Genomic DNA, 20,537 nt, shown 5'->3' with positions numbered 1-20,537 from the left:
GGAACCCGCCCATGAGAACGATCGCCGATCGGTACCGCCTGGTCGGCCCGCTCGGCCGCGGTGGCATGGGACAGGTCTGGGAAGGTTCCGACCTGCGCCTCAACCGGCGGATCGCGGTGAAGCTCATCCACAGGGCGGATCTGGCGAACGCGCAGGAGGCGGTACGCCGCTTCCACCGCGAGGCCCGCATCACCGCCCGGATGAGCCACCCCGGCGTGCCCGCCGTCTACGACTTCGGCAACGCCGATGACGAGTTGTTCGTCGCGATGGAGTACATCGAGGGCCAGACCGTCTCCGACCTGATCGCCGAGGAGTCGCCGCTGCCGGTCCCCTGGGCGGCCTACCTCGCCGCACAGGCCTGCTCGGTGCTGGCCGCCGCCCACGCGGGCGGCCTCGTCCACCGCGACATCAAACCGAGCAATCTGCTGCTCACCCGGCACGGCGCCGTCAAGGTCATCGACTTCGGCGCGGCCGCCGCCCCCGGCCTCCCCCAGTTCTCCCGGATAACCCAGACCGGACAGGTTCCCGGAACCGCCCGCTACGTCGCCCCCGAGCTCTACGAAGGCGTCTCCGCGGGCCCTTCCTCCGACCTGTACGCGGTCGGCCGCCTTCTAGAGGAGCTCCTGGGAGAGGAGCGGTACGACGTCCCCAGCGCCCTCGTCTCTCTCGTAGACGCCTTGCTTCTTGAAGACCCTCAAGACCGTCCCTCCGACGCGACCGGGGTCTTCACCGCGCTGCACGCCTTCATCGGCCCGCTTCCGCACCTCCCCGGAGCCCTGGCCTCCGACCTCCGCACGGACCCGACCCACCTCTACACCACGACCCAGGCCAAGGCGTTCCCCAGCCGCTGACCGAACGTGGTGAGGCCCATCGGGCGGCGGTCTTCACGTCAAGGGGCGGACGGGGTGGGTGTTTGGAGGAGGAATCTGTGGCCGGAGCCCTCACCGGATTCGAGGCGGTGGTGGGCTTCGGCGGCCTCGCTCAGGGGGAGGGTGGTGCGGTGGCGGGGGCGGAGGAGGCCGGTGGCGGTGAGGTGGGCGACGTGGTGGGCGGCTTCGGCGAGTTCGGTGGTGGTGGCGTGGGAGATGGCGAAGCCGGTGATGGAGCGGTCCTGCTGGTAGAGGGCGGCCACGGGGAGGACGGGGCGGGCCGTCATGCCGGAGAGGACGATGATGCGGCCGCGGCGGGCCAGGAGGTTCACCGCCTGTTCCAGGTCGTTGCGGCCCGAGGCGTCGAGGATGAGGTCGGCTCCGTCACCGCAGGCGGCGGCGATCCGCGCCGGGACGTCGGGGGCGCGGTAGTCGACGGTGCGGACGGCGCCGAGGTCGCGGCAGTAGGCGGCGTCGGCGCCGCTCGCCACCGCGACGACCCGGGCTCCGGCGTTCGCGGCCATGACGACCATGGCGCCGCCGACGTTTCCGGCGGCGCCATGGACGACGACGGTCTCGCCCGGGCGGAGGCGGCCGTGGGTGAAGAGGGCGAGGTGGGCGGTCGCGGCGGGGTGGGCCATGGCGAGCAGGTCGAGCGGGTCGGTGTCGTCGGGGAGGCGGTAGAGCCGGTCGGCGGGGACGACGGCGCGCTCGGCGGAGGGGCCCTGACGGCCCTCGTGCCCCATGCTGAGGCTCCACACGCGGTCGCCCGGCGCGAAACCGGGGGTTCCGGGGCCCGCCTCGGCCACGGTGCCGACGAGGTCGCGGCCGATGACGAAGGGGAACGTCAGCGGGGTGCGCCAGGCGCCGGAGCGGACGAACGTGTCGACGGGGTCGACGGCGACGGCGTCCACGTCGACGAGGACGTCCGTGGGACCCGGGCGGGGGTCGGGCAGCTCCCCGTAGCGGATGACGGAGGGAGGACCGTACTCCTCGATGTAAGCGGCGCGCATGGTTCCGCATTGTCGGGTGCCGCCCGTCCCCCCGCCTACGGGGCCCGGCGCGGCTTGCTGGAGTTTTATCAGTTCACCGGAGGCCGGTGGTGCGGAGGCGGTGCGCCTCCGCACGGGCGGGTCAACTCGTCGCGGTGATCTTGATCGCGGGTGTGAACTTGTACTCGGTGGTGAACGTGATGGTCTCGCCCTGGCTGAGCAGGCCCTCGCAGGAGGTGCCCGAAGCGTCGCCGCCCAGCACGACCTCCGCCTTCGTGGTCTTCAAGGTGGAGGTGGCGTTCGTGTAGGCCATTCCCGTCAGCTTCTCGGCTCTGAAGGGCCGAGCTCGCAGCTCTTCACCACGCCTGGCGGGTGTGGTTCAGGCCGCGTCGTCGGCAGCGTGACTCACTGCCCAGACCGCCTCACCGCGCTGGGCGATGGTGCAGCCTGCGTTCACATCGGCGTGCTCAGCGAAGCCACACGACGTGCAAAGAAAGGTGGATTGATCAGGCCGGTTCTTCCGGCTGATGTGGTGGCAGCGGCTGCACTCCTGCGAGGTGTGGCGGGGATCGACGAACACCACCGCCACCCCCGCCCACGCGGCCTTGTAGGAAACGAAGGCGCCCAGTTGCGCGAACGACCAGGAATGCAGCGTGACCCGCTGGGGCTTGCGGAGCCGTACCCTGTCGCGGATACCGCCCAGATCTTCCAGGGCGATACCGCGGCAGGTGCGTTGAGCCTCGGCCACGATCTTCTTGGCGACGCGGTGATTGGTGTCGGCCGCAAAACGCGCCTCCCGGCCCGACAGCCTGCGCAGCAACCGTTTGGCGGACTTGGTGCCCTTCTTCTGCAGCTTGGCGCGCAGCCGCCGGTGCCGGTGGCGGACCTGGTTGAGGTGCTTGCCTGCATACCGGTCGCCGTCGCTGGTGGTGGCGATGTTCACGATGCCCAGATCCACACCCAGGAACCCGGCCGGATCGAGCAGGCCGGGCTCAGGGACGTCGCAGGTGGCGTACAGGTACCAGCTCCCGCCCCGGGACACCAGATCGGACTCCCCGCGCCGATGCTCGGTGAGCATCTTCCACTGAGCGGGCGAGCACTGGAACGCGATGCCCTTCACGCGACCGCAGACGGTCCAGATCGAGACGGTACGGGCATCTGGCTGCCAGGACAGGCACCGGTCGTCGAACGGCTGGGCGGCGTCCTTACGGAAGCGGACCGGCCTGGACTCCACCGCCTTGCGCCGTTTGGAGCCCTCAGGGCCATAGTTCCCGGCCTTCAAGTTCGCCTTCAAAGCGGCATAAGCCCCGGCGACTTTGCAGATCACTTGGAGGGCGGGCTGGGCGGACAGACCCATCGCCTTCACCTCCCCGTACACCAACCGCTGAAGTGACTGCTTGCTCGTCGTACCGGTCTCGAACGCACGTCGGGAGGCATGGTCGGCGGCCCGGTTACAGGCATGCAGCGTCTCCCGGAGAACCACCGCAGTGGCCTCATCCGGGAGCAACTTCACCTGCACCACCAGCCTCACGACCCTAACGTAACGCCACCTTTGCAGCACTGAGAGTGTTTCTCGTATCTCGGCATGCACAAAGGGGGGGATGAAGCGCCGTCTCCGACCTGCATGTCCATTTGTTTTGTCTTTGTCGCCAAGTACCGGCGTGGTGTCCTCACAGACGCCCTGCCCACCCACTGCGCGGCCCCTGTGCGGTCATGCGGGACGCGTGCGCCCAACCCGGCGGAGAACTCCGCGAGTCGAGCGGCGAGGACGACCACGTGCACCTCCTGGTGCGCTATCCGCCCAAGCTCCCCATCTCGACCCTCGTCAACCGACGATGCGGGGTATCGGCGCACCACCTGCGCTCCGCAAGGAGCAGTTCCCCCCGGCCCTGAACGGCCCGGATTCCTTGCTAGTGGCTTGTCTCCCAACGTTGCTGGGATTTGATCTCGGCAGGCGGGCCCGGCAGCCTGGTCCCGGAGTCGTTCTGGGAGGTGGTCGTGGCACGCAGACCCGAGGTGTTCGTCCGTGCGTTGACGATGGAGGAAGGCCGCAAGCTGCAGGGCATCACCCGGCGGGCCAAGGACCCGGTCAAGCTGCGGCGGGCGATCGTGGTCCTGATGTCCGCGCAAGGACAGCCGACGTCGGCGATCAAGTCGTTGATGCAGGTCAGCGACGACTACGTCCGCTCGGTGGTGCACGCGTTCAACGATCGGGGGTTCGACGCACTGGACCCAAAATGGAGCGGGGGCCGTCCGCGCAGGATCGGTGAGTGGGTGCGTGAGCGCATCTGCCTGATCGCCCGGACGACCCCCTCCGAATGGGGCATCACCGCGTTCTCGACCTGGAGCCTGGCCAAGCTGGCGGCCCACCTGGAGAAGATCGGCCTGGTGACCTCGCTCAGCCGCCAGCACCTGGCCCGCATCCTGAAGGCCGGCGGGGTGTCGTGGCAGACCACGACCACGTGGAAGAGCTCGAATGATCCGGACTTCATCGTCAAGATGCAGCGGATCCTGGCCCTCTACGACACCCCGCCCAAGGACGGTCGGGTGATCTGCGTGGACGAGTTCGGGCCGCTGAACCTGCAGCCCCGCAAGGGCAAGGCCTGGCGGCCGACGGGGCATCCGGCCCGGCTGCGGGTGACCTATCACCGCAACGACGGGGTCCGGCACCTGCTCGGCGCCCTGGACCTGGCCACCGGCAGGCTCTACTACCGCATCCGGCACCGCAAGCGGTGGCGCGAGTTCTTGTCCTTCCTCAAGAGCCTGCGCGAGCGTTGGCCCGGCGAGCGCTTGTATGTGGTCTGCGACAACTACTCGCCGCACAAACGCGCCGAGGTCAAGGCATGGGCTGCGGCCAACGATGTCGAGCTGGTGTTCCTGCCCACCTACGGCTCCTGGCTGAACTGGATCGAATCCGAGTTCGCCGCTCTGCGCTACTTCGCCCTCAACGGCACCGACCACCGCAGCCATGACGAGCAGAACACCGCGATCGGCGCCTACATCCGCTGGCGCAACCAGCACGCCCGACCGAAAGTCAGCTTCGCGGCCAGCTCACCGATCCGCTCCTGGACCAGTTACCCGGCCAAGGTTGCGTGACGCGCCACTAGACCTTGTTGAAATAGTGGAAAGCATAGGACCCACCCAGGATCCCGATCCATTCAACGCCGTCGCCGTCCACGCACGAATTCGCCTTGGCTCACGTGGAGGAGCCCAGGACGGGGCCGGCGTCGCTGGGGATGGACCTGCTGCACATCTCACTCGTGGCGTTGATGCTCTGGCAGGTGAAGAGCGTCCTCCCGGCGCTGTTCTTCACCGTCAGCAGGCCGGATACCGTGCTGGAGAGAGTTGGTCGGCGTTGGGGTTGGCGACCGTCCAGGTCGTGGTGGCGGCCAGTGCCGGGGCGGCCTGGCCGCCCAGCGCCAGAACCGGGGTCCGGGCCAGGACCGAAATGGTCCTCCCGCACATTCTCATCCCTCTCCCGTCCGCCGTCACGGGCTTTCGACGAAAAATTCGCTTCCGCCGTCAAACTAGATCACGAAGAGCCGAAAAGAAAGTGTTCTTTTTCCGAGGGTCGTCGAACACCCGCGACATATCAGAAAGTATCGTCATTTCTCGGCCGACATACCCGTTCCCTTACCCGGGAGCACCGACCGGGCCAGGGACCGCTGGGCGGGGTCGCGGATCGCGGGAAGGAGGCGTTCGGCCTCGGCCAGGAGGGCGCCCGCCTGCCGCTCGTCCCCGATGATCCGTGCCGTTTCGGCCAGTTCCAGGGTGGTCAGGAAGCGCTGGTAGAGGTCGGTGGCGGCGGCGAGCAGGTCCCGGGCCTCGGTGAGGAGGTCATCGGCCCGGGTCCGGTCGCCGATCGCCGCGGCGGCCTCCACCAGCTCCGACAGCAGCAGGGCGCGGTCCTCCGGGAAACCGCGGACGCGTGCCGCGGCGAGGTCGATGCGGATGCGCGCCTGCTCCGGGGAGCCCAGGAACGCCAGCGCCTTCGCCAGTTCCGCCAGGACCCAGGCCGGCCGTTCCGGGTCGCGGGCCGAGGGAAGCAGGCGTTCGGCGTGGTCGAGCAGGCCTTCCGCGTACTCGACCAGCGCACGGGTCCGGGCGGTGTCGAAAGGGGCCAGGAGGACGGCCAGGCTCGCCGCCGACTGCGCGGCCTCCTGCGGGTCGGGAAGGTCCCACAGGAGCGCCTCCGCCCGGTCGGCGAGCCCGGTGACGTCGCCGGAGCCCCGCATCAGCTGCAGCAGCTCCGTCATCCGCCGCTGCTCGTCGGAGATCCCCACTCAGCGCGCCGCCGGGCGGGACAGGGCGAGGCCGATGCCGGCGATCAGGACCCAGACCGGGCCGATGTACCCGGCCGTGTACTGGAAGGGCGAGATCCCGGCGATGAGGGTGAGGCCGCCGATCACGGCGCTCGTCCAGCCGAGCCAGCGCGGGACCGCGCGGTGTTTGAGGGACGCGGCGGCGACGGCCACGCCCGTGATGCCCGTGCCGACCCACAGCCACGGGATCGTGCCGACCCAGTGGGCCGCGATCAGGGCGAGTTCCGGGGCGAGGTTGCCCGCGGGGGCGATCAGCCCGAAGTACAGCTCGGTGTCCAGGCCGCTGCCGAGCAGGGTCGCCGTCGCCGTCAGGACCAGGCCGAAGGCCGCCACGGCCGGCAGCAGGCTGTCCTGGGGCAGCGCGGTGCGCAGCCGCCGCCACAGCCCCGCCGCGAAGACCGGCAGCAGCACCGTCACGACCATCAGGGCCGTGTGCAGGACCAGGAGCGAGTCCGTCTGCGTGAGGAGCGCGTGGGCGACCTTGTCCGCGTCGCCGGCCGTCTCCTTGTCGTAGGCCGCGGTGATGCCGCTGCTCGCCTGCACGGCGACCACTCCGGCGAGCCCGGCGGCCGCCCCCGCCCAGGCCCACAGGGAGCCCGGCTTCGTCGTTCTGCTCTGCGCCACCCCGGCACCGTTCATGGTTTCCCCTCTTCTCGCGACGCCCCCGACGCTCCCCACGGTGCCGTCCGCCGTGTCCCGCCTGCCAGTGACGGACCGCCCCACCGGGCCGGGACGACGTCCCGGCCCGAATATTGACAGTCAGTGCCCATTTACTAGAGGGTCCTGAAATGCAGGTGGCCGGGCACTTTCCGCGTCCCCGGCCGGAGAACTGAGGAGGGCACATGGACGCCGAGCGCTTGCGGTCGCTGTTCGATCTGACGGGCCGGGTCGCCGTCGTCACCGGGGGTACCCGGGGCATCGGGCGGGCGATCGCCGAGGGGTTCGCCGCGGCGGGGGCGAGCGTCGTGGTGGCCAGCCGCAAGCCCGACGCCTGCGCCGAGACCGAGGCCCACCTGAAGGCGATGGGCGGGTCCGCGCTGGGCGTCCCCACGCACCTGGGCGACCTCGACTCCCTCGACGCCCTGGTGTCGCGCACCGTGGAGACCTTCGGCGGGATCGACGTCCTGGTCAACAACGCCGCCAACGCGCTGGCCCTGCCGCTGGACTCGCTGACCCCCGAGGCGTTCGCCAAGTCCCAGGACGTCAACGTCCGCGGCCCCGTCTTCCTCGTGCAGCGCGCCCTCGGCCACCTCACCGAGAGCCCGCACGCCTCGGTCATCAACGTCGTCTCCGCCGGGGCGTTCATGTTCTCGCCGTACGTGTCGATGTACGCGGCGGCGAAGGCCTCGATGGTGGCCTACACGCGCTCCATGGCCGCGGAGTTCGCGCCGCGCGGCATCCGCGTCAACGCCTTGGCGCCCGGCTCCGTCGACACCGACATGGTCCGCAACAACCCGCCCGAGTTCCAGGAGCACATGGCCCAGGCCAGCCTCCAGAAGCGCATCGCGGACCCGGACGAGATGGTCGGCCCGGCGCTGTTCCTCGCCTCCGACGCCGCCAGCTTCGTCACCGGCCAGGTCCTGCTCGCCGACGGCGGGCTCGTCTCCCGCTAGCCCGACCCGGCCGTACGCCAAGGAGAACGCACATGCTGACCAACTCTGACGCCTACCTGCGGGACACCCCCGCCTCGGGCAGGACCGTACGGGTGGAGGAGCCTTCGCCGGGTGTCCGCCTCCTCACCCTCGACCGGCCGGAGCGGCTCAACGCGATGTCCGGCGAGCTCATCAAGGACCTGCACGCCGCGCTCGACGCCGTCGCCCTGGACGACTCCTGCCGGGTCGTGGTTCTCACCGGCGCCGGACGCGCGTTCTGCGCCGGCCTGGACCTGCACGATCCGCCGCGCCGCGACGCCTCCGAGCCGGTCTCGGAGGAGGAGATCGCCTGGCGCAAGAGCCCCCAGGCGGGCATGCACGTCCAGCAGGCCATCGCCTCGCTCGTCCCCAAGCTGCGCAACCTGCGCCAGCCCGTCATCTCCGCCGTCAACGGCCCGGCCTCCGGCGGCGGCTTCGCCCTCGCCCTGGCCAGCGACGTCCGCGTCGCCTCCACCACGGCGAAGTTCAACGCCGCCTTCGTCCGCATCGGCCTGTCCGGCTGCGACATCGGCGTCAGCTGGCTGCTCCCCCGCCTCATCGGCGCGGGCCTCTCCCACGAACTCCTGCTCACCGGCCGCTTCGTCGAAGCCGAGGAAGCCCTGCGCATCGGCCTGGTCAGCCGCGTCGTGGACGAGGGCAAGACCGTGGAGGCCGCCCTGGAGACCGCCGCCCTCATCAGCGCCAACAGCCCCATGGGCGTGTGGATGACCAAGGAGGTCGCCTGGAGCCAGCTGGAGATCCCCAGCCTCCAGGCCGGCATCGACCTGGAGAACCGCACCCAGATCCTCACCTCCTACACCCGCGACATGTCCGAGCAGATCACCTCCTTCCTGGAACGCCGCCCCGCGAACTACACCGACTCCTGACGGGCGTCCCGCGCGCCGGCCGGCCGGGGTCCGCACCCGTGGCCGGGGGCGGACCGGTCGATGATGTCCTCGTACACCCCGACCTTGTGGTCGACCAGGTCCAGGCACTCGGTGAGCCTGCGGATCCGGGCGACCACGTCCCGGCGGTGCCGGTGCAGCAGCGCGAGGCGCTCCTCCTCGTTGCCCTCTCCCTGCCGGATGAGCTCCATGTACTCGCGGAGCACGGGCAGCGGCATGTCCGAGGCGCGGAGGATGGTGCACAGGGTCAGCCAGCCCACGTCGTCCTCGCTGTAGACGCGGCGCCCCCCGGCGTCGCGCCGCACGGGGTTGACCATGACGCCTTCGCGTTCGTAGAAGCGCAGCGTGTGGACGCTCAGACCGGTGCGGTCGGCGACCTGTCCGATGCTCAGGCTCGGTGCGTTATCGGGCATGCCCTCCAAGATAGGACTTGATCTAGAGTCGACTCGAAGTCCTAGGGTGCGGCGCACAGTCGGTCTTTTCAAAGGAGCACGACCATGCGCTACCGCGTCCTCGGCGGCACCGGCATCGAGGTGAGCGCCCACTGCCTGGGCACCATGATGCTGGGCGCCGTCGGCAACCCCGACCACGACGAGGGCGTCCGCATCGTCCACGCCGCCCTCGACCGGGGCGTCAATTTCATCGACACCGCGGACATGTACTCCGCGGGCGAGTCCGAGGAGATCGTGGGGAGGGCGCTCCAGGGCCGGCGCGACGACGTCGTGCTCGCCACCAAGGTGCACTTCCAGATGGGCGAGGGACTCAACCGCAGCGGCAACTCCCGGCGCTGGATCGTCAAGGAGGTCGAGGAGAGCCTGCGGCGGCTGCGGACCGACTGGATCGACCTCTACCAGGTCCACCGCCCCGACCACAGGACCGACATCGAGGAGACCCTCTCGGCGCTGGACGACCTCGTGCGACAGGGGAAGATCCGCGCCTTCGGCTGCTCGACCTTCCCGGCGGACGAGATCGTCGAGGCCCACCACGTGGCCGGACGCCGCGGCCTGGCGCGCTTCCGGACCGAGCAGCCGCCCTACTCGCTCATGGCCAGGGGCATCGAGGCGTCCCTGCTCCCGGTGTGCCAGAGGCTCGGGATGGGGGTGCTGACCTGGAGTCCGCTCGCCTCGGGCTTCCTGACCGGCAGGCACCGCAGGGACCGGCGCATCGACCTGTCCACCGGCCGCGCCGCGCTCAACCCGGCGCGGTTCGACCCCTCGATCCCCGAGAACGCCCGCAAGCTCGACGCCGTGGAGGAGCTCGTCGCGCTCGCGGAGGACATCGGCTGCTCGCTGCCGCACCTGGCCGTCGCCTTCCCCGCGGCGCATCCCGCCGTCACCTCCGTGATCATCGGGCCGCGCACCATGGACCAGCTCGAGGACCTGCTGAAGGGCGCCTCACTCGTCCTCGACGACGCGGTCCTGGACCGGATCGACGAGATCGTGCCCCCGGGGACCGACCTGTACCGGCCCGACGGCGCCTGGCTCCCGCCGTCCTTGAAGGAGGCGGCGCGGCGGAGGCGCCCCCTGGCGGAGCGCGCCGCGGGATGACACCGGGCCTTGACACATAGAGACCGATCGGTTTCTATCTTGGCATGGGTTATGACGTCATCATTCGCGGCGCGCGCTGGTTCGACGGGACGGGCGGGCCCTCGGCCGTCCGGAACCTGGGGTTGAAGGACGGGCGGGTGGCCGCCGTCTCGGCGGCCGAGCTCGACGCCGAGGGGGCCGAGGTCGTCGAGGCCGCCGGCAAGTGGGTGATGCCGGGGTTCCTCGACATCCACACCCACTACGACGCGGAGGTCCTCTCCGAGCCGGGCCTCGGCGAGTCGGTGCGGCACGGGGTGACGACGGTGGTCTTCGGATCCTGTTCGCTCAGCACCGTCCACGTCGGCCCGCTCGACGCCGCCGACCTCTTCAGCCGGGTGGAGGCCGTGCCGCGCGAGCACGTCCTGGCCACGCTGGAGGAGAAGAAGACCTGGACCGGCGCCCGCGAGTACATCGCGGCGCTCGAAGACCTGCCCCTGGGGCCCAACGTCGCCACGTTCCTCGGCCACTCCGACCTGCGGGCCGCGGTGATGGGGCTGGGCCGGTCCACCGACGGCGGGGCGCGGCCGTCCGACGCCGAGATCCGGAAGATGGAACTGCTCCTGGTGGACGCCCTGCGCGCCGGCATGCTCGGCATGTCGGAGATGCGCAACCCCTGGGACAAGCTCGACGGCGAGCGCTACCGCTCCCGCACCCTGCCCTCCACCCACGCCGGCCGGGCCGAGCGCCGCCGCCTGTACCGGATCCTGCGCAGCTCCGGCCGCGTCCTGCAGTCCGTGCCGAACCTCTCCTTCCCCGTCGCGCTGATCCCCGCGCTGTGGTCGGCGATCGGCTGGACCGAGGGCAGGCGGCTGCGCACCAGCTACCTCACCGCCGCCGACGTCAAGGCCAACCCGCTGATCATGCACATCATGGGCCCCGTCGCCCGGCTGGTGAACCGGCTCGGCGCCGACTTCCGCTGGCAGCACCTGCCCGTCCCGTTCCAGGTGTACGCCGACGGCATCGACCTCGTCGTCTTCGAGGAGCTCGGCGCGGGCGCCGCCGCCCTGCACCTGAAGGACCAGGTCGAACGCAACGCGCTGCTCCGGGACGAGGGGTACCGCCGCCGGTTCCGCCGCGAGTACGAGAACAAGTTCTCGCCCCGCGTGTGGCACCGCGACTTCTACGACGCCCACATCGTCGACTGCCCCGACGAGAGCGTCATCGGCAGGTCGTTCGGCCAGGTCGGCGACGAGCGCGGCGTCCACCCCGTCGACGCCTTCCTCGACCTCGTCGTCGAGCACGGCACGAAGGTCCGCTGGCACACCACGATCTCCAACCACCGGCCCAAGGCCCTCAACAAGCTCAGCGCCCTGCCCGAGGTCCAGATGGGCTTCTCCGACGCCGGAGCCCACCTGCGCAACATGGCCTTCTACAACTTCCCGCTGCGCCTCCTGCGCCGCGCCCGCGACGAAGGCTTCATGACGATCGAGCGCGCCGTGCACCGCCTCACCGGCGAACTCGCCTCCTGGTACGGCCTCGACGCCGGCCACCTGCGCGAGGGCGACCGCGCCGACCTCGTCATCGTCGACCCCGCCCGCCTGGACTCCACCCTCGACGAGATCAAGGAGGCCCCCGTCGAGGCGTTCGGCGGCATGATGCGCATGGTCAACCGCAACGACGCCACCGTCACCGCCACCTACGTCGCGGGCAACCGCGTCTTCGCCGAGGGCGAGTACTCCCCCGGCCTCGGCCGCCGCCGCACCGGCCGCTACCTCCGCGTCGGCGAGCCCGCGGGCACCGTGGACCCGCGCACCCTGGGAAACGCGGACGCTACTCTCACCTAGGTGAGCACGGAACAGCCGACCGCCCCCAGACGCCGGACCCAGCGCGAGCGCAAGGAGGCGACCGTCGCCCGCCTCGTCGACGCGACGATCGCCTCCATCGCGCAGGCCGGTTACGCGGGCACCTCCATAGGGGAGGTCTGCGCGCGGTCGGGGGTCTCCAAGGGCGGGCTGTTCCGGCACTTCGACTCCCGGCTCGCGCTCGTCATCGCCGCCGCCGAGGAGGTCGCCCGCCGCCACCTGGCCCTCGCCCGCGAGCGCCTGGCCGCCGCGCCTCCCGGCGACCTGCGCGCCGCCCTGGTCCTCATGCGCGAACGCCACCGCGACGACGAGAACGCCGTCTGGTTCGAGCTCATGGTCGCCGCCCGCGCCGACGCCGACCTGCGCGACCGGCTCGTCCCCGTGGCCCGCGACTTCTTCGCGGGCATCACCGGGATGGCCCGCGAGCTCCCCGCCCTGGCCCCGCTCCCCGACGAGGCGCTGCACCTGATCGTCTCCACCGTCCGCAACCTCTTCGACGGCGAGGCCATCTCCCGCACCGTCGCCCCCGAGCCGGAGGTGGAGGAGGCCCGCCTGGACTTCCTGGTCGACTACGCCGGCTTCCTCCTCTCCCGCCACGCCGCGGCCCCGCGGAGCGGGCGGCGCTGACCGCCTGAGACCGCTCAGCGTCCCGGTTCCGCCGACCGGTCCTCCGCCTCGGCGAGGCGCTCGTGGAGGCGTCCCCGGATCTCGTCAGGGGTGTAGGCGCGGCGGCGGCGTTCGGAGCGGACGATGACCGCGCCGGTGGCGGCGACTCCCGCCAGTCCGGCCAAGCCGAGCAGTTTCCACCAGTTCATACGCTTCAGCATCCGCTTAGGCTACGAGACATGACGGCGATCGGCCTGGAGAGAGCACTCGAAATCACCCGGACAGGGGACATCTGGGTCTTCCGCGGCAGGTCACCTGCCGACCGGGCGATCCAGACACTGACCAACAGCCCCGTCAACCACGTCGGCATGGCGCTGGTCATCGACGACCTGCCGCCCCTGATGTGGCACGCCGAGCTGGGCAGGTCCCTGCCCGACCTGTGGTCGGGGACCCGGCACCGCGGCGTCCAGCTGCACGACATGCACGACGCGGTCTGCCAGTGGGCGGCCCGCTACGGCCAGCGCGCCTGGCTGCGCCAGCTCGACCGCCCCGTCACCCGCGAGATGGAGGACGCCGCCCTGCGCATGATCGCGCGCCTGGACGGCACGCCCTTCCCCTCGACCGCCCGCCTGGCCACCCGCTGGTTCAAGGGCAGGATCCCCCTCCTCAAGGAGCAGCGGGCACTGGAGAGCGCCTACTGCGCCGAGGTCGTCGCCCTCACCTACGGCGCCATGGGCCTCCTGCCCCGGCAGAGGCGCCCCAACTGGTACGACCCGGGCCGCTTCTGGAGCGGGGACTCCCTCGACCTCGCCGACGGCTACGCCCTGGGCGACGAGATCCTGGTGGACGTCCCCCTCGCGCCCCGGCCCGCGCCCCCGCCCGCGCGCGGCCGCCTCGCCGCCCTGGTCGACGCGGCGAAGCGCCGCCGGGCCCGCTGACGGGCCCGGACGGCGGTCAGCGGACGGCGAGCGGAGTCCGGCCGCCTTCGCTGCGGGGGAACAGGTGGCGGAGGATGTCGATGATGGTGACGACGCCGACCACCTCGCCGTTCTCGGTGACCAGGGCCAGCTGGGTGCTGGTCTCGCGCATCCGGGTGAGGGCGGTGTAGACGGGGGTGTCGGCCGCCATCCGGTGGGCCGGGCGGGTCAGGTGGGCGATGCCCGCGGTCTCCGGTTCGGTGAGGGTGTCGCGGACGTGGACGACGCCCCAGTCGGCGCCCGGCTCGGTCACCAGGATGCGCAGGTGGCCCGAGGCGCGGCTGGCGGCCTGGACGTCGGCGACGGTGGCCCCGCGGGGCACGGAGGTGGTCCTGGCCTCCCGCTTCACCAGGTCGCCCAGCCGCAGGTCCTGCAGGGCCAGGGCGCCCGAGAGCTGGACGGAGTAGCGGGCGTCGAGCGCGCCGACGTTGGCCGAGTGCTCCACCAGGTGCCGCAGCGCCTCCGGGTCCTGCCCGGCGGCGACCTGGTCGGCCGCCTCGACGCCGACCTTGCGCAGGCACCGGTTGGCGCCCTCGTTGAGCGCGCGCAGCAGCGGCCTGGTCAGCCACATGAAGCCGCGCATCGGCAGCGCCAGGAGCGTCGCCGACTTCTCCGGGTGCGCGATCGCCCACGACTTGGGCGCCATCTCCCCGACGACCAGGTGCAGGAACGTCACGATGACCAGGGCGAGCACGAAGCCCGCCGCGTCGGCCGGCCAGGCGGCCAGGCCCCAGGAGGTGAACAGGGGCGTGAGCCAGTGGTGCACCGCGGGCTTGGTGATCGCGCCGAGCGCCAGGGTGCACACGGTGATGCCCAGCTGCGACCCGGCCAGCAGCACGGTCAGCTCCGAGGAGCTGCGCAGCGCCGCCCGCGCCGACCTGCTGGTGTGCGCGGCGTCCTCCAGCCGGTGCCGCTTGGCCGCGATCAGCGCGAACTCCACGGCGACGAAGAAGGCGCTCAGCACGATGATCGCCACCGTCACCACCGCGACGGTCAACGGGTTCTCCATCAGTGCTCCTCCTCCCCGCGCAGGGCGTCCTCATCGACCTCGCGGCCGACCTCCAGCCGGATGGACGACGGCACGTGGTTGTCGACCTCCAGCACCTCGACGCGGACGAAGCGGCGCGGCGGCTCGTCGCTGTGCGCCAGGTCCGCGGGATCCGCGGGCAGTTCGATCTCCAGTTCGGTGCCGGGCTCGGGCAGCGCCCCGTAGGAGGCGATGACCAGCCCGGCGACGGTCTCGTAGTCGCCTTCGGGCAGCCGGTGGTCCAGGGTCCGCTCGACCTCGTCGATGTGGAAGGTGCCCGGGATGATCCAGGCCTCCCCGTCGGCGGTGGCCGTGGGCTCCTCCTCGTCGGCGTCGTGCTCGTCGGTGATCTCGCCGACCAGCTCCTCGGCGAGGTCCTCCAGGGTGAGGATCCCGGCGAAGCCGCCGAACTCGTCGACGACGCAGGCGAGCTGCACCCGGTGCTCGATCAGCTCGTCCAGCACCGCGGGCAGGGTCATCAGGGTCGGCACGACGACCGGCGGCCGCATGATCGTCGACACCGGAAGGGCCGGGTCGGCGGCGGCCAGCACCTCGTCGAGGTCGACCACGCCGGCGATGCGCTCCTCGTCGTCCAGCACGGGGTAGCGGGAGTGCCCGGCGCTCATCTCGCGGCGCACCTCGCCGATCGGCGTGTCGTGGTCGACGGTGCCGACCTGGGAGCGCGGGATCATGGCGTGCTCCACGTCGCGGTGCGGGAAGTCCAGGATGCGGTCGAGCAGGATCGACAGGTCCGGCGGCAGGTCGCCGCTGCGGCGCGAGTCGGCGACGATGTGCGCCAGGTCCCGCTCGGTGGCCGAGTGCTCCACGTCGTGGACGGGCTCGATGCGCAGCATCCGCAGCAGGAGGTTGGACGACTGGTCGAACACCCAGATCAGCCAGCCGAACAGCCTCAGGTAGATCAGGGTGGAGCGCGCCAGGCCGCGGGCCACGGGCTCGGGCCGGGCGATCGCGAGGTTCTTGGGGAACAGCTCGCCGAACAGCATCTGCACCAGCGTGGAGAACGCCAGCGCCAGCACGGTGCCGATGGCGATGCCGGTGCCCGCGGGCACGCCGACGCCGCCGAGGATGTCCCCGAACGCCTCGCCGATCAGCGGTTCGGCGACGTAGCCGACGAGCAGCCCGGTGACGGTGATGCCCAGCTGCGCCCCCGACAGCATGAAGGAGGTGCGCCGCGTCACCTTCAGCGCGCGGGAGGCGGAGCCGTCGCCGGCGTCCGCGCGGGCGTGCAGCCGGGAGCGGTCCACGGCCATGTAGGCGAATTCCTGGGCCACGAAGTAGCCCGTCAGCGCGGTGATCGCGAGCACCACGGCCACGCCCAGCAGAAGGGAGAGCGCGGTGATCACCGGTTCCCCTTCCACGGGTCACGGGCGGGGGTGCCGGTAGGGCCGGTAGGTAGGTCGCAGTCCATGTGTCTCTCTGGTCGGTCAGGTCTGGGGTCAACGCCGGATGACCTGGTCGGGTTCCCGATGAATACTACTTTTGTAATTTGAGCCGTTCACGGCTCCCTCCCGTGATCTTCCCCGCCGAGCCGGGTAAATCCCCCGGTGCCATGGTGACGAGAGACGAGACGAGGGCCGGCAGAGGCGCGCTGCTGGAACAGCTGTCCGAACCCCTGCGCCGCTTCCTGTCCACCGAGGCGGGCAGCGCCGGCCTCCTGCTCGCCTCCGTGATCTTCGCCCTGCTGTGGGCTAATTCACCCTGGTCGCACCTGTACGAGTCCCTCTGGGCGCTGGAGGCGTCCCTGTCCTTCGGCGACGCCACGCTGGCCATGGACCTCGAACACTGGGTCAACGACGGGCTGATGGCGGTGTTCTTCTTCGTCGTCGGCCTGGAGGTCCGGCACGAGTTCTCCGTCGGGGAGCTGTCCGATCCGCGCCGCGTCGCCGTCCCCATGCTCGCGGCGTTCGGCGGCATCGTCGTCCCCACCCTGATCTACCTGGCTTTCAACCGCTCGGGCGAGGCGGCCGGGGGCTGGGGCGTGGTCATCGGCACCGACACCGCGTTCATGCTGGGCGCGCTGGCCCTGGTCGGCCCCCGGTTCTCCACCCAGTTGCGGATCTTCCTGCTGGTCTTCAGCGTCATCGACGACATCGTGGCGGTGAGCGTGATCGGCCTGGTCTACTCCGACGAGCTGCACGCCCCGGCCCTGGTCGCCATGGCCGTCATGTGCGTGGTGCTCTGGTCGCTCAGCCGCCTGGGGGTGTGGCGCAGCCCCCCGTACGTCCTGGCGGGGGTGGGGCTGTGGCTGGCCACCTACGAGGCGGGCCTGCACGGCTCGATCGCCGGCATGCTGGGCGGGCTGCTCATCGCCGCGCACGAGCCGGCCCGCGACGCCGTCGAGCGGGCGGCCCGCTCCTTCCGCGCCTTCTGGCAGTCGCCCCGGGTCGAGGTGGGGCGCTCGGCGCACCGGGACCTGCAGCAGGCCGTGTCGATCAACGAGCGGATGCAGCTGCGGCTGCACCCCTGGTCCGGCTACGTGGTCGTCCCGGTGTTCGCGCTGGCCAACGCCGGCGTCGACCTGCGCGGCGGCGTCCTGGGCGAGGCGCTGGCCTCCCCGCTCACCTGGGGCGTGGTCTGCGCCCTGGTCCTGGGCAAGCTGGCCGGCGTGGGCGGCACCTCCCTGCTGTCCTTCCGGCTCGGCGCCGGCAGGCCCCCGCAGGGCGTCGGCAAGGGCCACATCCTGGGCGGCGCGGCCCTGTCCGGCATCGGGTTCACCGTCTCCCTCCTGATCGCCGGGCTCGCCTTCGACGACCGGGTCCTGCAGGACGAGGTGGTCGTCGGCGTCCTCCTCGCCGCGATCCTCGCCACGGCGCTCGGCTGGCTCCTCTTCCAGGTCTCCGCCCGGTTCCTCGGCGAGGGCGACGCCGACCTCCCGCGCCTCCTCGACCCGCCCGTCGACCCGGAGACCGACCAGATCAGGGGCCGCGTCGACGCGCCCCTGACCCTGGTGGAGTACGGCGACTTCGAATGCCCCTTCTGCGCCAAGGCCACGGGCGTCACCCGCGACCTGCGCAAGCGCTTCGGGTCCGAGCTGCGGTACGTCTTCCGGCACCTTCCCCTGGCCGACGTGCACCCGCACGCCGAGCTCGCCGCCCGCGCGGCCGTCGCCGCCGGATACCAGGACCGCTTCTGGGAGATGCACGACCTGATGTTCGCCCACCAGGACGAGCTGGAATTCGAGGACCTCGCGGGCTACGCCGCCGAGCTCGGCCTGGACATCGAGCGCTTCCTGCGGGACCTGGACGACGAGCGCGCCGGCGCCCGCGTCCGCGCCGACATCTCCAGCGCGGAGGCGAGCGGCGCCCGCGGCACCCCCACCTTCTTCGTCGGCGGCCTCCGCCACACCGGAGCCTTCGACGCCCACTCCCTGGCCCGCGCCCTGGAGGAGTCCCGCCCCTCCTGAAGAACGTGCGGCCCCGCCGGGGAGTGGCGGGGCCGTGTTCTACGTGCCTCGTGCCGCGTCAGCGGTTGAGCGCGCCGAGGTCGACCTTCATCTCCGCGCCGGTGATGTACTTGGCCTCGTCGGAGGCGAGGAAGGCCACCATGTTCGCGATGTCCTCGGGCTCGACCATCTGGTAGGGCAGCGTCGGCATGAAGACGGGGCCGAGCAGCGGGGACTTCTCGATGAACTGGGTCATCGAGCCGTCGGACATGCCCGACCGCACGCCGTGCGGGTGGATGGTGTTGACCCGGATGTCGAACTCGCCCAGCTCGTTGGCCAGGACCTTGGCCAGGCCGACGACGCCGTGCTTGGAGCTGGCGTAGTGGGCGAGGAAGGGCAGCCCCTTCAGGCCCGCGACCGAGCTGATGAGGATGACCGAGCCGCCCTGGCCCTGCTCGATGAGGGTCGGCACGGCCGCCTTGACCGTCTTCCAGGCGCCGGTGAGGTTGACGTCGATGGTGTCCTGCCACTGCTCCTCGGTGAGCTCCCAGGTGCGGCCGTAGTTCACGATGCCCGCGTTGGCCACCACGATGTCCAGCCTGCCGAACAGCTCGACGCCCTCCTTGACCACGGCCTCCAGCGCGGCCAGGTCGCGCACGTCGGCCTTGCGGGCCAGGATCCGGCGCCCCTGGGCCTCCACGAGCTTGACGGTCTCGTCCAGCTCGTCCTGCGTGGCGGGCTCGTAGCGCACGTACGCGCTCGCCGCCTCGGCGAGGTCCACCGCGATGATGTCCGCGCCCTCGGACGCGAGCCGTACGGCCTCCGCCCTGCCCTGACCGCGTGCGGCTCCGGTGATGAACGCGACCTTGCCCGTCAGACGACCCATGGCTCCTACCTCCTGCTCGTTCGGCAGGAGCCATGGTGGCACTAGGTGCCATAAATCACAAGAGCGGGACGGGCACCCTCTGAAATGGCGAAAGCCCCCTCCCGATCAACGGGAGAGGGCTTTCGTTCCGGTACCTCCGAGCGGATTCGAACCGCCGCTACCGCCTTGAGAGGGCGGCGTCCTGGGCCACTAGACGACGGAGGCAAGCTATGGAGTTGTGAAGAACAGTACCTCCGAGCGGATTCGAACCGCCGCTACCGCCTTGAGAGGGCGGCGTCCTGGGCCACTAGACGACGGAGGCAGGACACGTCTCTCCCCGGATGGAATCAGGGGAACTTCGTCAGCGCACCGGGCCGTATCTTCCTCGGCCGGGCTCTCCAACGGGCTTAACCTTACCGGGTTCCAGGGACAACGCAAAACGGATTCGGCCTCCCCGTGCCGATCGACCCGTCCCCCCGCCGTGGACGGGGTCCCGGGCAGGGCGGTCAGCCCTCGGGGAACTGGGCGATCTCGAAAGGACGCGACGGGTCCGGCCAGTCGCGCGCAAAGAGCGGACACCTCAGGCGGTGGGAGAGGACGTCGGCCAGGAAGTCGGTGACACCGCCCATGTAGCGCCAGTGAGCCACATAGTCGCAGACGACCACCGTCCACTTGTCCGGATCCGGGTCGGTCAGCCAGCACAGGACCTGGTATTCCGTCCTCCCCCAGGGGAACAGCCCTCCAGGCTCGGGGTAGCAAGGGTAGCGCCGGTCCGTCACACGGGTCTCACCCGTGGCGGGGTCGAACTCCTCGACTCGGCGCGGCCCTCCGAACCGCGCCTGCTCCTGGAGAAGGAATTCCCAGTTCTCGACGAGCCCGCGCGCGGCGGGCCGCAGCGGATGGAGCAGCATCAGGTACTCGTCGATCCACAGGGAGGGGTAAGCGTCCATCAACTCCCGGTAGGGCGCCGGGAACTCCAGCCCGAGCCTCCGGTGGACGTCGTCCCAATCGATCGGCTCAGCCCGTTCGGACGGCCCGAACCGCTCACGGAACCACGCGAGGTCGGCCATGGTTCACATCCTTTCGGTCTCGGAAGCGACGCTGCTCCCCGGATGGTTCGGACGTCGTTCACGCCTCTTCTGATCCTGGAGCGCCTTCTGCAACGTCTGCTCGATGCGTTTCTGCAGCACACTGTTGAAGAAGCCGAACTGAGTGATGAAGTTCTCCTCTTTCGTATTGGCGCCGCCGAGGACCGCCCCGTAGAGGCGGCCTCGGCGGAAGACCCGATAATTGTTCGACACGCAGCCCTGGATCAGGATGTAGCGGGCGTTCGCACTCATGTCCCGGATCTGGGCGCACTGGTCGTGGGACGAACGAGGTCCCATCGCGTGAAACTTTGATCCGGCTGAGATTCTTGTGCGCATTGGCCGGCAGTTCAAGGGCCTGGGTACCGGCTCCGTCCCCGTCGTACCGATTGAGCCTCTTTCATCCTCGGCGAAGGGCTTTGATCACGGCATGATCGCGAGTTGAGGATTCGCCCCCGGACACAGAG

At 70.7% G+C, this 20,537-nt stretch carries 23 protein-coding genes and 2 tRNA genes; 10 read left to right on the top strand and 15 right to left on the bottom strand.

Annotation, left to right across the window (positions count from 1 at the left end):
* The first annotated feature begins 11 nt into the window (after positions 1 to 11).
* Entirely contained in the window at positions 12 to 851 is an 840-nt protein-coding gene (locus tag ABD140_RS28850) for a serine/threonine-protein kinase (protein WP_344244175.1), read from the top strand.
* A gap of 38 nt (positions 852 to 889) precedes the next feature.
* Here the strand turns inward: ABD140_RS28850 and ABD140_RS28845 are convergent, their stop codons facing one another.
* The 3 genes from ABD140_RS28845 to ABD140_RS28835 form a co-directional block, all read right to left on the bottom strand.
* On the bottom strand, positions 890 to 1,882 hold the full coding sequence (locus ABD140_RS28845) for an NADPH:quinone reductase (protein ID WP_344244174.1): 993 nt from the start codon (positions 1,880 to 1,882) through the stop codon (positions 890 to 892).
* Between the two features lie 121 nt (positions 1,883 to 2,003).
* Positions 2,004 to 2,174 carry a hypothetical protein gene (locus ABD140_RS28840; protein ID WP_344244173.1) on the bottom strand — a complete coding sequence of 57 codons (171 nt, stop codon included), beginning with the start codon at positions 2,172 to 2,174 and terminating at the stop codon, positions 2,004 to 2,006.
* A 66-nt stretch (positions 2,175 to 2,240) separates the two neighbouring features.
* A complete protein-coding gene (locus tag ABD140_RS28835; protein WP_344244172.1) occupies positions 2,241 to 3,392 on the bottom strand; it encodes an RNA-guided endonuclease InsQ/TnpB family protein in 1,152 nt (383 codons plus the stop codon).
* A gap of 182 nt (positions 3,393 to 3,574) precedes the next feature.
* Between ABD140_RS28835 and ABD140_RS28830 the strand changes: the two genes are divergently transcribed.
* Both ABD140_RS28830 and ABD140_RS28825 read left to right on the top strand, forming a co-directional pair.
* Positions 3,575 to 3,754 (top strand): transposase, encoded by a 180-nt coding sequence (locus ABD140_RS28830; RefSeq protein ID WP_344244171.1) that lies wholly within the window; start codon positions 3,575 to 3,577, stop codon positions 3,752 to 3,754.
* A 105-nt stretch (positions 3,755 to 3,859) separates the two neighbouring features.
* A complete protein-coding gene (locus ABD140_RS28825) occupies positions 3,860 to 4,957 on the top strand; it encodes an IS630 family transposase (protein WP_344244170.1) in 1,098 nt (365 codons plus the stop codon).
* Positions 4,958 to 5,176: 219 nt separating this feature from the next.
* Here the strand turns inward: ABD140_RS28825 and ABD140_RS28820 are convergent, their stop codons facing one another.
* The 3 genes from ABD140_RS28820 to ABD140_RS28810 all read right to left on the bottom strand — a co-directional run bounded on the left by ABD140_RS28820 (position 5,177) and on the right by ABD140_RS28810 (position 6,822).
* Complete coding sequence (locus ABD140_RS28820; protein ID WP_344244169.1) at positions 5,177 to 5,326, bottom strand: hypothetical protein; 150 nt, start codon at positions 5,324 to 5,326, stop codon at positions 5,177 to 5,179.
* Between the two features lie 140 nt (positions 5,327 to 5,466).
* On the bottom strand, positions 5,467 to 6,117 hold the full coding sequence (locus tag ABD140_RS28815) for a hypothetical protein (RefSeq protein WP_344244168.1): 651 nt from the start codon (positions 6,115 to 6,117) through the stop codon (positions 5,467 to 5,469).
* A 27-nt stretch (positions 6,118 to 6,144) separates the two neighbouring features.
* Entirely contained in the window at positions 6,145 to 6,822 is a 678-nt protein-coding gene (locus ABD140_RS28810) for a hypothetical protein (RefSeq protein ID WP_344244167.1), read from the bottom strand.
* A gap of 203 nt (positions 6,823 to 7,025) precedes the next feature.
* Between ABD140_RS28810 and ABD140_RS28805 the strand changes: the two genes are divergently transcribed.
* Positions 7,026 to 7,796 (top strand): SDR family NAD(P)-dependent oxidoreductase, encoded by a 771-nt coding sequence (locus tag ABD140_RS28805; RefSeq protein ID WP_344244166.1) that lies wholly within the window; start codon positions 7,026 to 7,028, stop codon positions 7,794 to 7,796.
* A 32-nt stretch (positions 7,797 to 7,828) separates the two neighbouring features.
* Positions 7,829 to 8,701 (top strand): enoyl-CoA hydratase/isomerase family protein, encoded by an 873-nt coding sequence (locus ABD140_RS28800; RefSeq protein WP_344244165.1) that lies wholly within the window; start codon positions 7,829 to 7,831, stop codon positions 8,699 to 8,701.
* On the opposite strand, the gene ABD140_RS28795 is transcribed toward ABD140_RS28800, so the two are convergent.
* Positions 8,686 to 9,132, bottom strand: a complete 447-nt coding sequence (locus ABD140_RS28795) for a MerR family transcriptional regulator (protein ID WP_344244164.1) — start codon at positions 9,130 to 9,132, stop codon at positions 8,686 to 8,688. The two genes, ABD140_RS28800 and ABD140_RS28795, sit on opposite strands and share 16 nt — an antisense overlap.
* 84 nt (positions 9,133 to 9,216) lie before the next feature.
* On the opposite strand from ABD140_RS28795, the gene ABD140_RS28790 reads away from it, so the two are divergent.
* From ABD140_RS28790 to ABD140_RS28780, 3 genes are read left to right on the top strand one after another with little or no spacing between them, the layout of a single operon-like run.
* Positions 9,217 to 10,266, top strand: coding sequence for an aldo/keto reductase (locus tag ABD140_RS28790; protein WP_344244163.1), 1,050 nt, complete (start codon positions 9,217 to 9,219; stop codon positions 10,264 to 10,266).
* 44 nt (positions 10,267 to 10,310) lie between these two features.
* Complete coding sequence (locus ABD140_RS28785; RefSeq protein ID WP_344244162.1) at positions 10,311 to 12,089, top strand: N-acyl-D-amino-acid deacylase family protein; 1,779 nt, start codon at positions 10,311 to 10,313, stop codon at positions 12,087 to 12,089.
* On the top strand, positions 12,090 to 12,734 hold the full coding sequence (locus ABD140_RS28780) for a TetR/AcrR family transcriptional regulator (RefSeq protein WP_344244161.1): 645 nt from the start codon (positions 12,090 to 12,092) through the stop codon (positions 12,732 to 12,734).
* A gap of 14 nt (positions 12,735 to 12,748) precedes the next feature.
* On the opposite strand, the gene ABD140_RS28775 is transcribed toward ABD140_RS28780, so the two are convergent.
* Positions 12,749 to 12,934 carry a hypothetical protein gene (locus tag ABD140_RS28775; protein ID WP_344244160.1) on the bottom strand — a complete coding sequence of 62 codons (186 nt, stop codon included), beginning with the start codon at positions 12,932 to 12,934 and terminating at the stop codon, positions 12,749 to 12,751.
* Positions 12,935 to 12,952: 18 nt separating this feature from the next.
* On the opposite strand from ABD140_RS28775, the gene ABD140_RS28770 reads away from it, so the two are divergent.
* On the top strand, positions 12,953 to 13,651 hold the full coding sequence (locus ABD140_RS28770) for a hypothetical protein (protein ID WP_344244159.1): 699 nt from the start codon (positions 12,953 to 12,955) through the stop codon (positions 13,649 to 13,651).
* A 16-nt stretch (positions 13,652 to 13,667) separates the two neighbouring features.
* Here the strand turns inward: ABD140_RS28770 and ABD140_RS28765 are convergent, their stop codons facing one another.
* Positions 13,668 to 14,699: a CNNM domain-containing protein gene (locus ABD140_RS28765; RefSeq protein ID WP_344244158.1), complete on the bottom strand. Its 1,032-nt coding sequence runs from the start codon at positions 14,697 to 14,699 to the stop codon at positions 13,668 to 13,670.
* Complete coding sequence (locus tag ABD140_RS28760) at positions 14,699 to 16,081, bottom strand: hemolysin family protein (RefSeq protein ID WP_344244157.1); 1,383 nt, start codon at positions 16,079 to 16,081, stop codon at positions 14,699 to 14,701. Before ABD140_RS28760 ends, ABD140_RS28765 begins: the two co-directional genes overlap by 1 nt.
* Before the next feature lie 206 nt (positions 16,082 to 16,287).
* Between ABD140_RS28760 and nhaA the strand changes: the two genes are divergently transcribed.
* On the top strand, positions 16,288 to 18,141 hold the full coding sequence (nhaA, locus tag ABD140_RS28755; RefSeq protein WP_344244156.1) for a Na+/H+ antiporter NhaA: 1,854 nt from the start codon (positions 16,288 to 16,290) through the stop codon (positions 18,139 to 18,141).
* Between the two features lie 58 nt (positions 18,142 to 18,199).
* Here the strand turns inward: nhaA and ABD140_RS28750 are convergent, their stop codons facing one another.
* The 5 genes from ABD140_RS28750 to ABD140_RS28730 all read right to left on the bottom strand — a co-directional run bounded on the left by ABD140_RS28750 (position 18,200) and on the right by ABD140_RS28730 (position 20,325).
* Positions 18,200 to 19,006: a mycofactocin-coupled SDR family oxidoreductase gene (locus ABD140_RS28750; RefSeq protein ID WP_344244155.1), complete on the bottom strand. Its 807-nt coding sequence runs from the start codon at positions 19,004 to 19,006 to the stop codon at positions 18,200 to 18,202.
* A gap of 131 nt (positions 19,007 to 19,137) precedes the next feature.
* A tRNA-Glu gene (locus ABD140_RS28745) sits at positions 19,138 to 19,210 on the bottom strand.
* A gap of 24 nt (positions 19,211 to 19,234) precedes the next feature.
* Positions 19,235 to 19,307, bottom strand: a tRNA-Glu gene (locus ABD140_RS28740).
* A gap of 184 nt (positions 19,308 to 19,491) precedes the next feature.
* On the bottom strand, positions 19,492 to 20,055 hold the full coding sequence (locus ABD140_RS28735; protein ID WP_344244154.1) for a hypothetical protein: 564 nt from the start codon (positions 20,053 to 20,055) through the stop codon (positions 19,492 to 19,494).
* 3 nt (positions 20,056 to 20,058) lie between these two features.
* On the bottom strand, positions 20,059 to 20,325 hold the full coding sequence (locus ABD140_RS28730; RefSeq protein ID WP_344244153.1) for a hypothetical protein: 267 nt from the start codon (positions 20,323 to 20,325) through the stop codon (positions 20,059 to 20,061).
* Between the last annotated feature and the right edge of the window lie 212 nt (positions 20,326 to 20,537).

It is taken from the genome of Actinocorallia libanotica (assembly GCF_039525175.1).
Taxonomy (GTDB): Bacteria; Actinomycetota; Actinomycetes; order Streptosporangiales; family Streptosporangiaceae; genus Actinocorallia; species Actinocorallia libanotica.
This window is presented reverse-complemented; position numbering and strand designations above follow the sequence as displayed.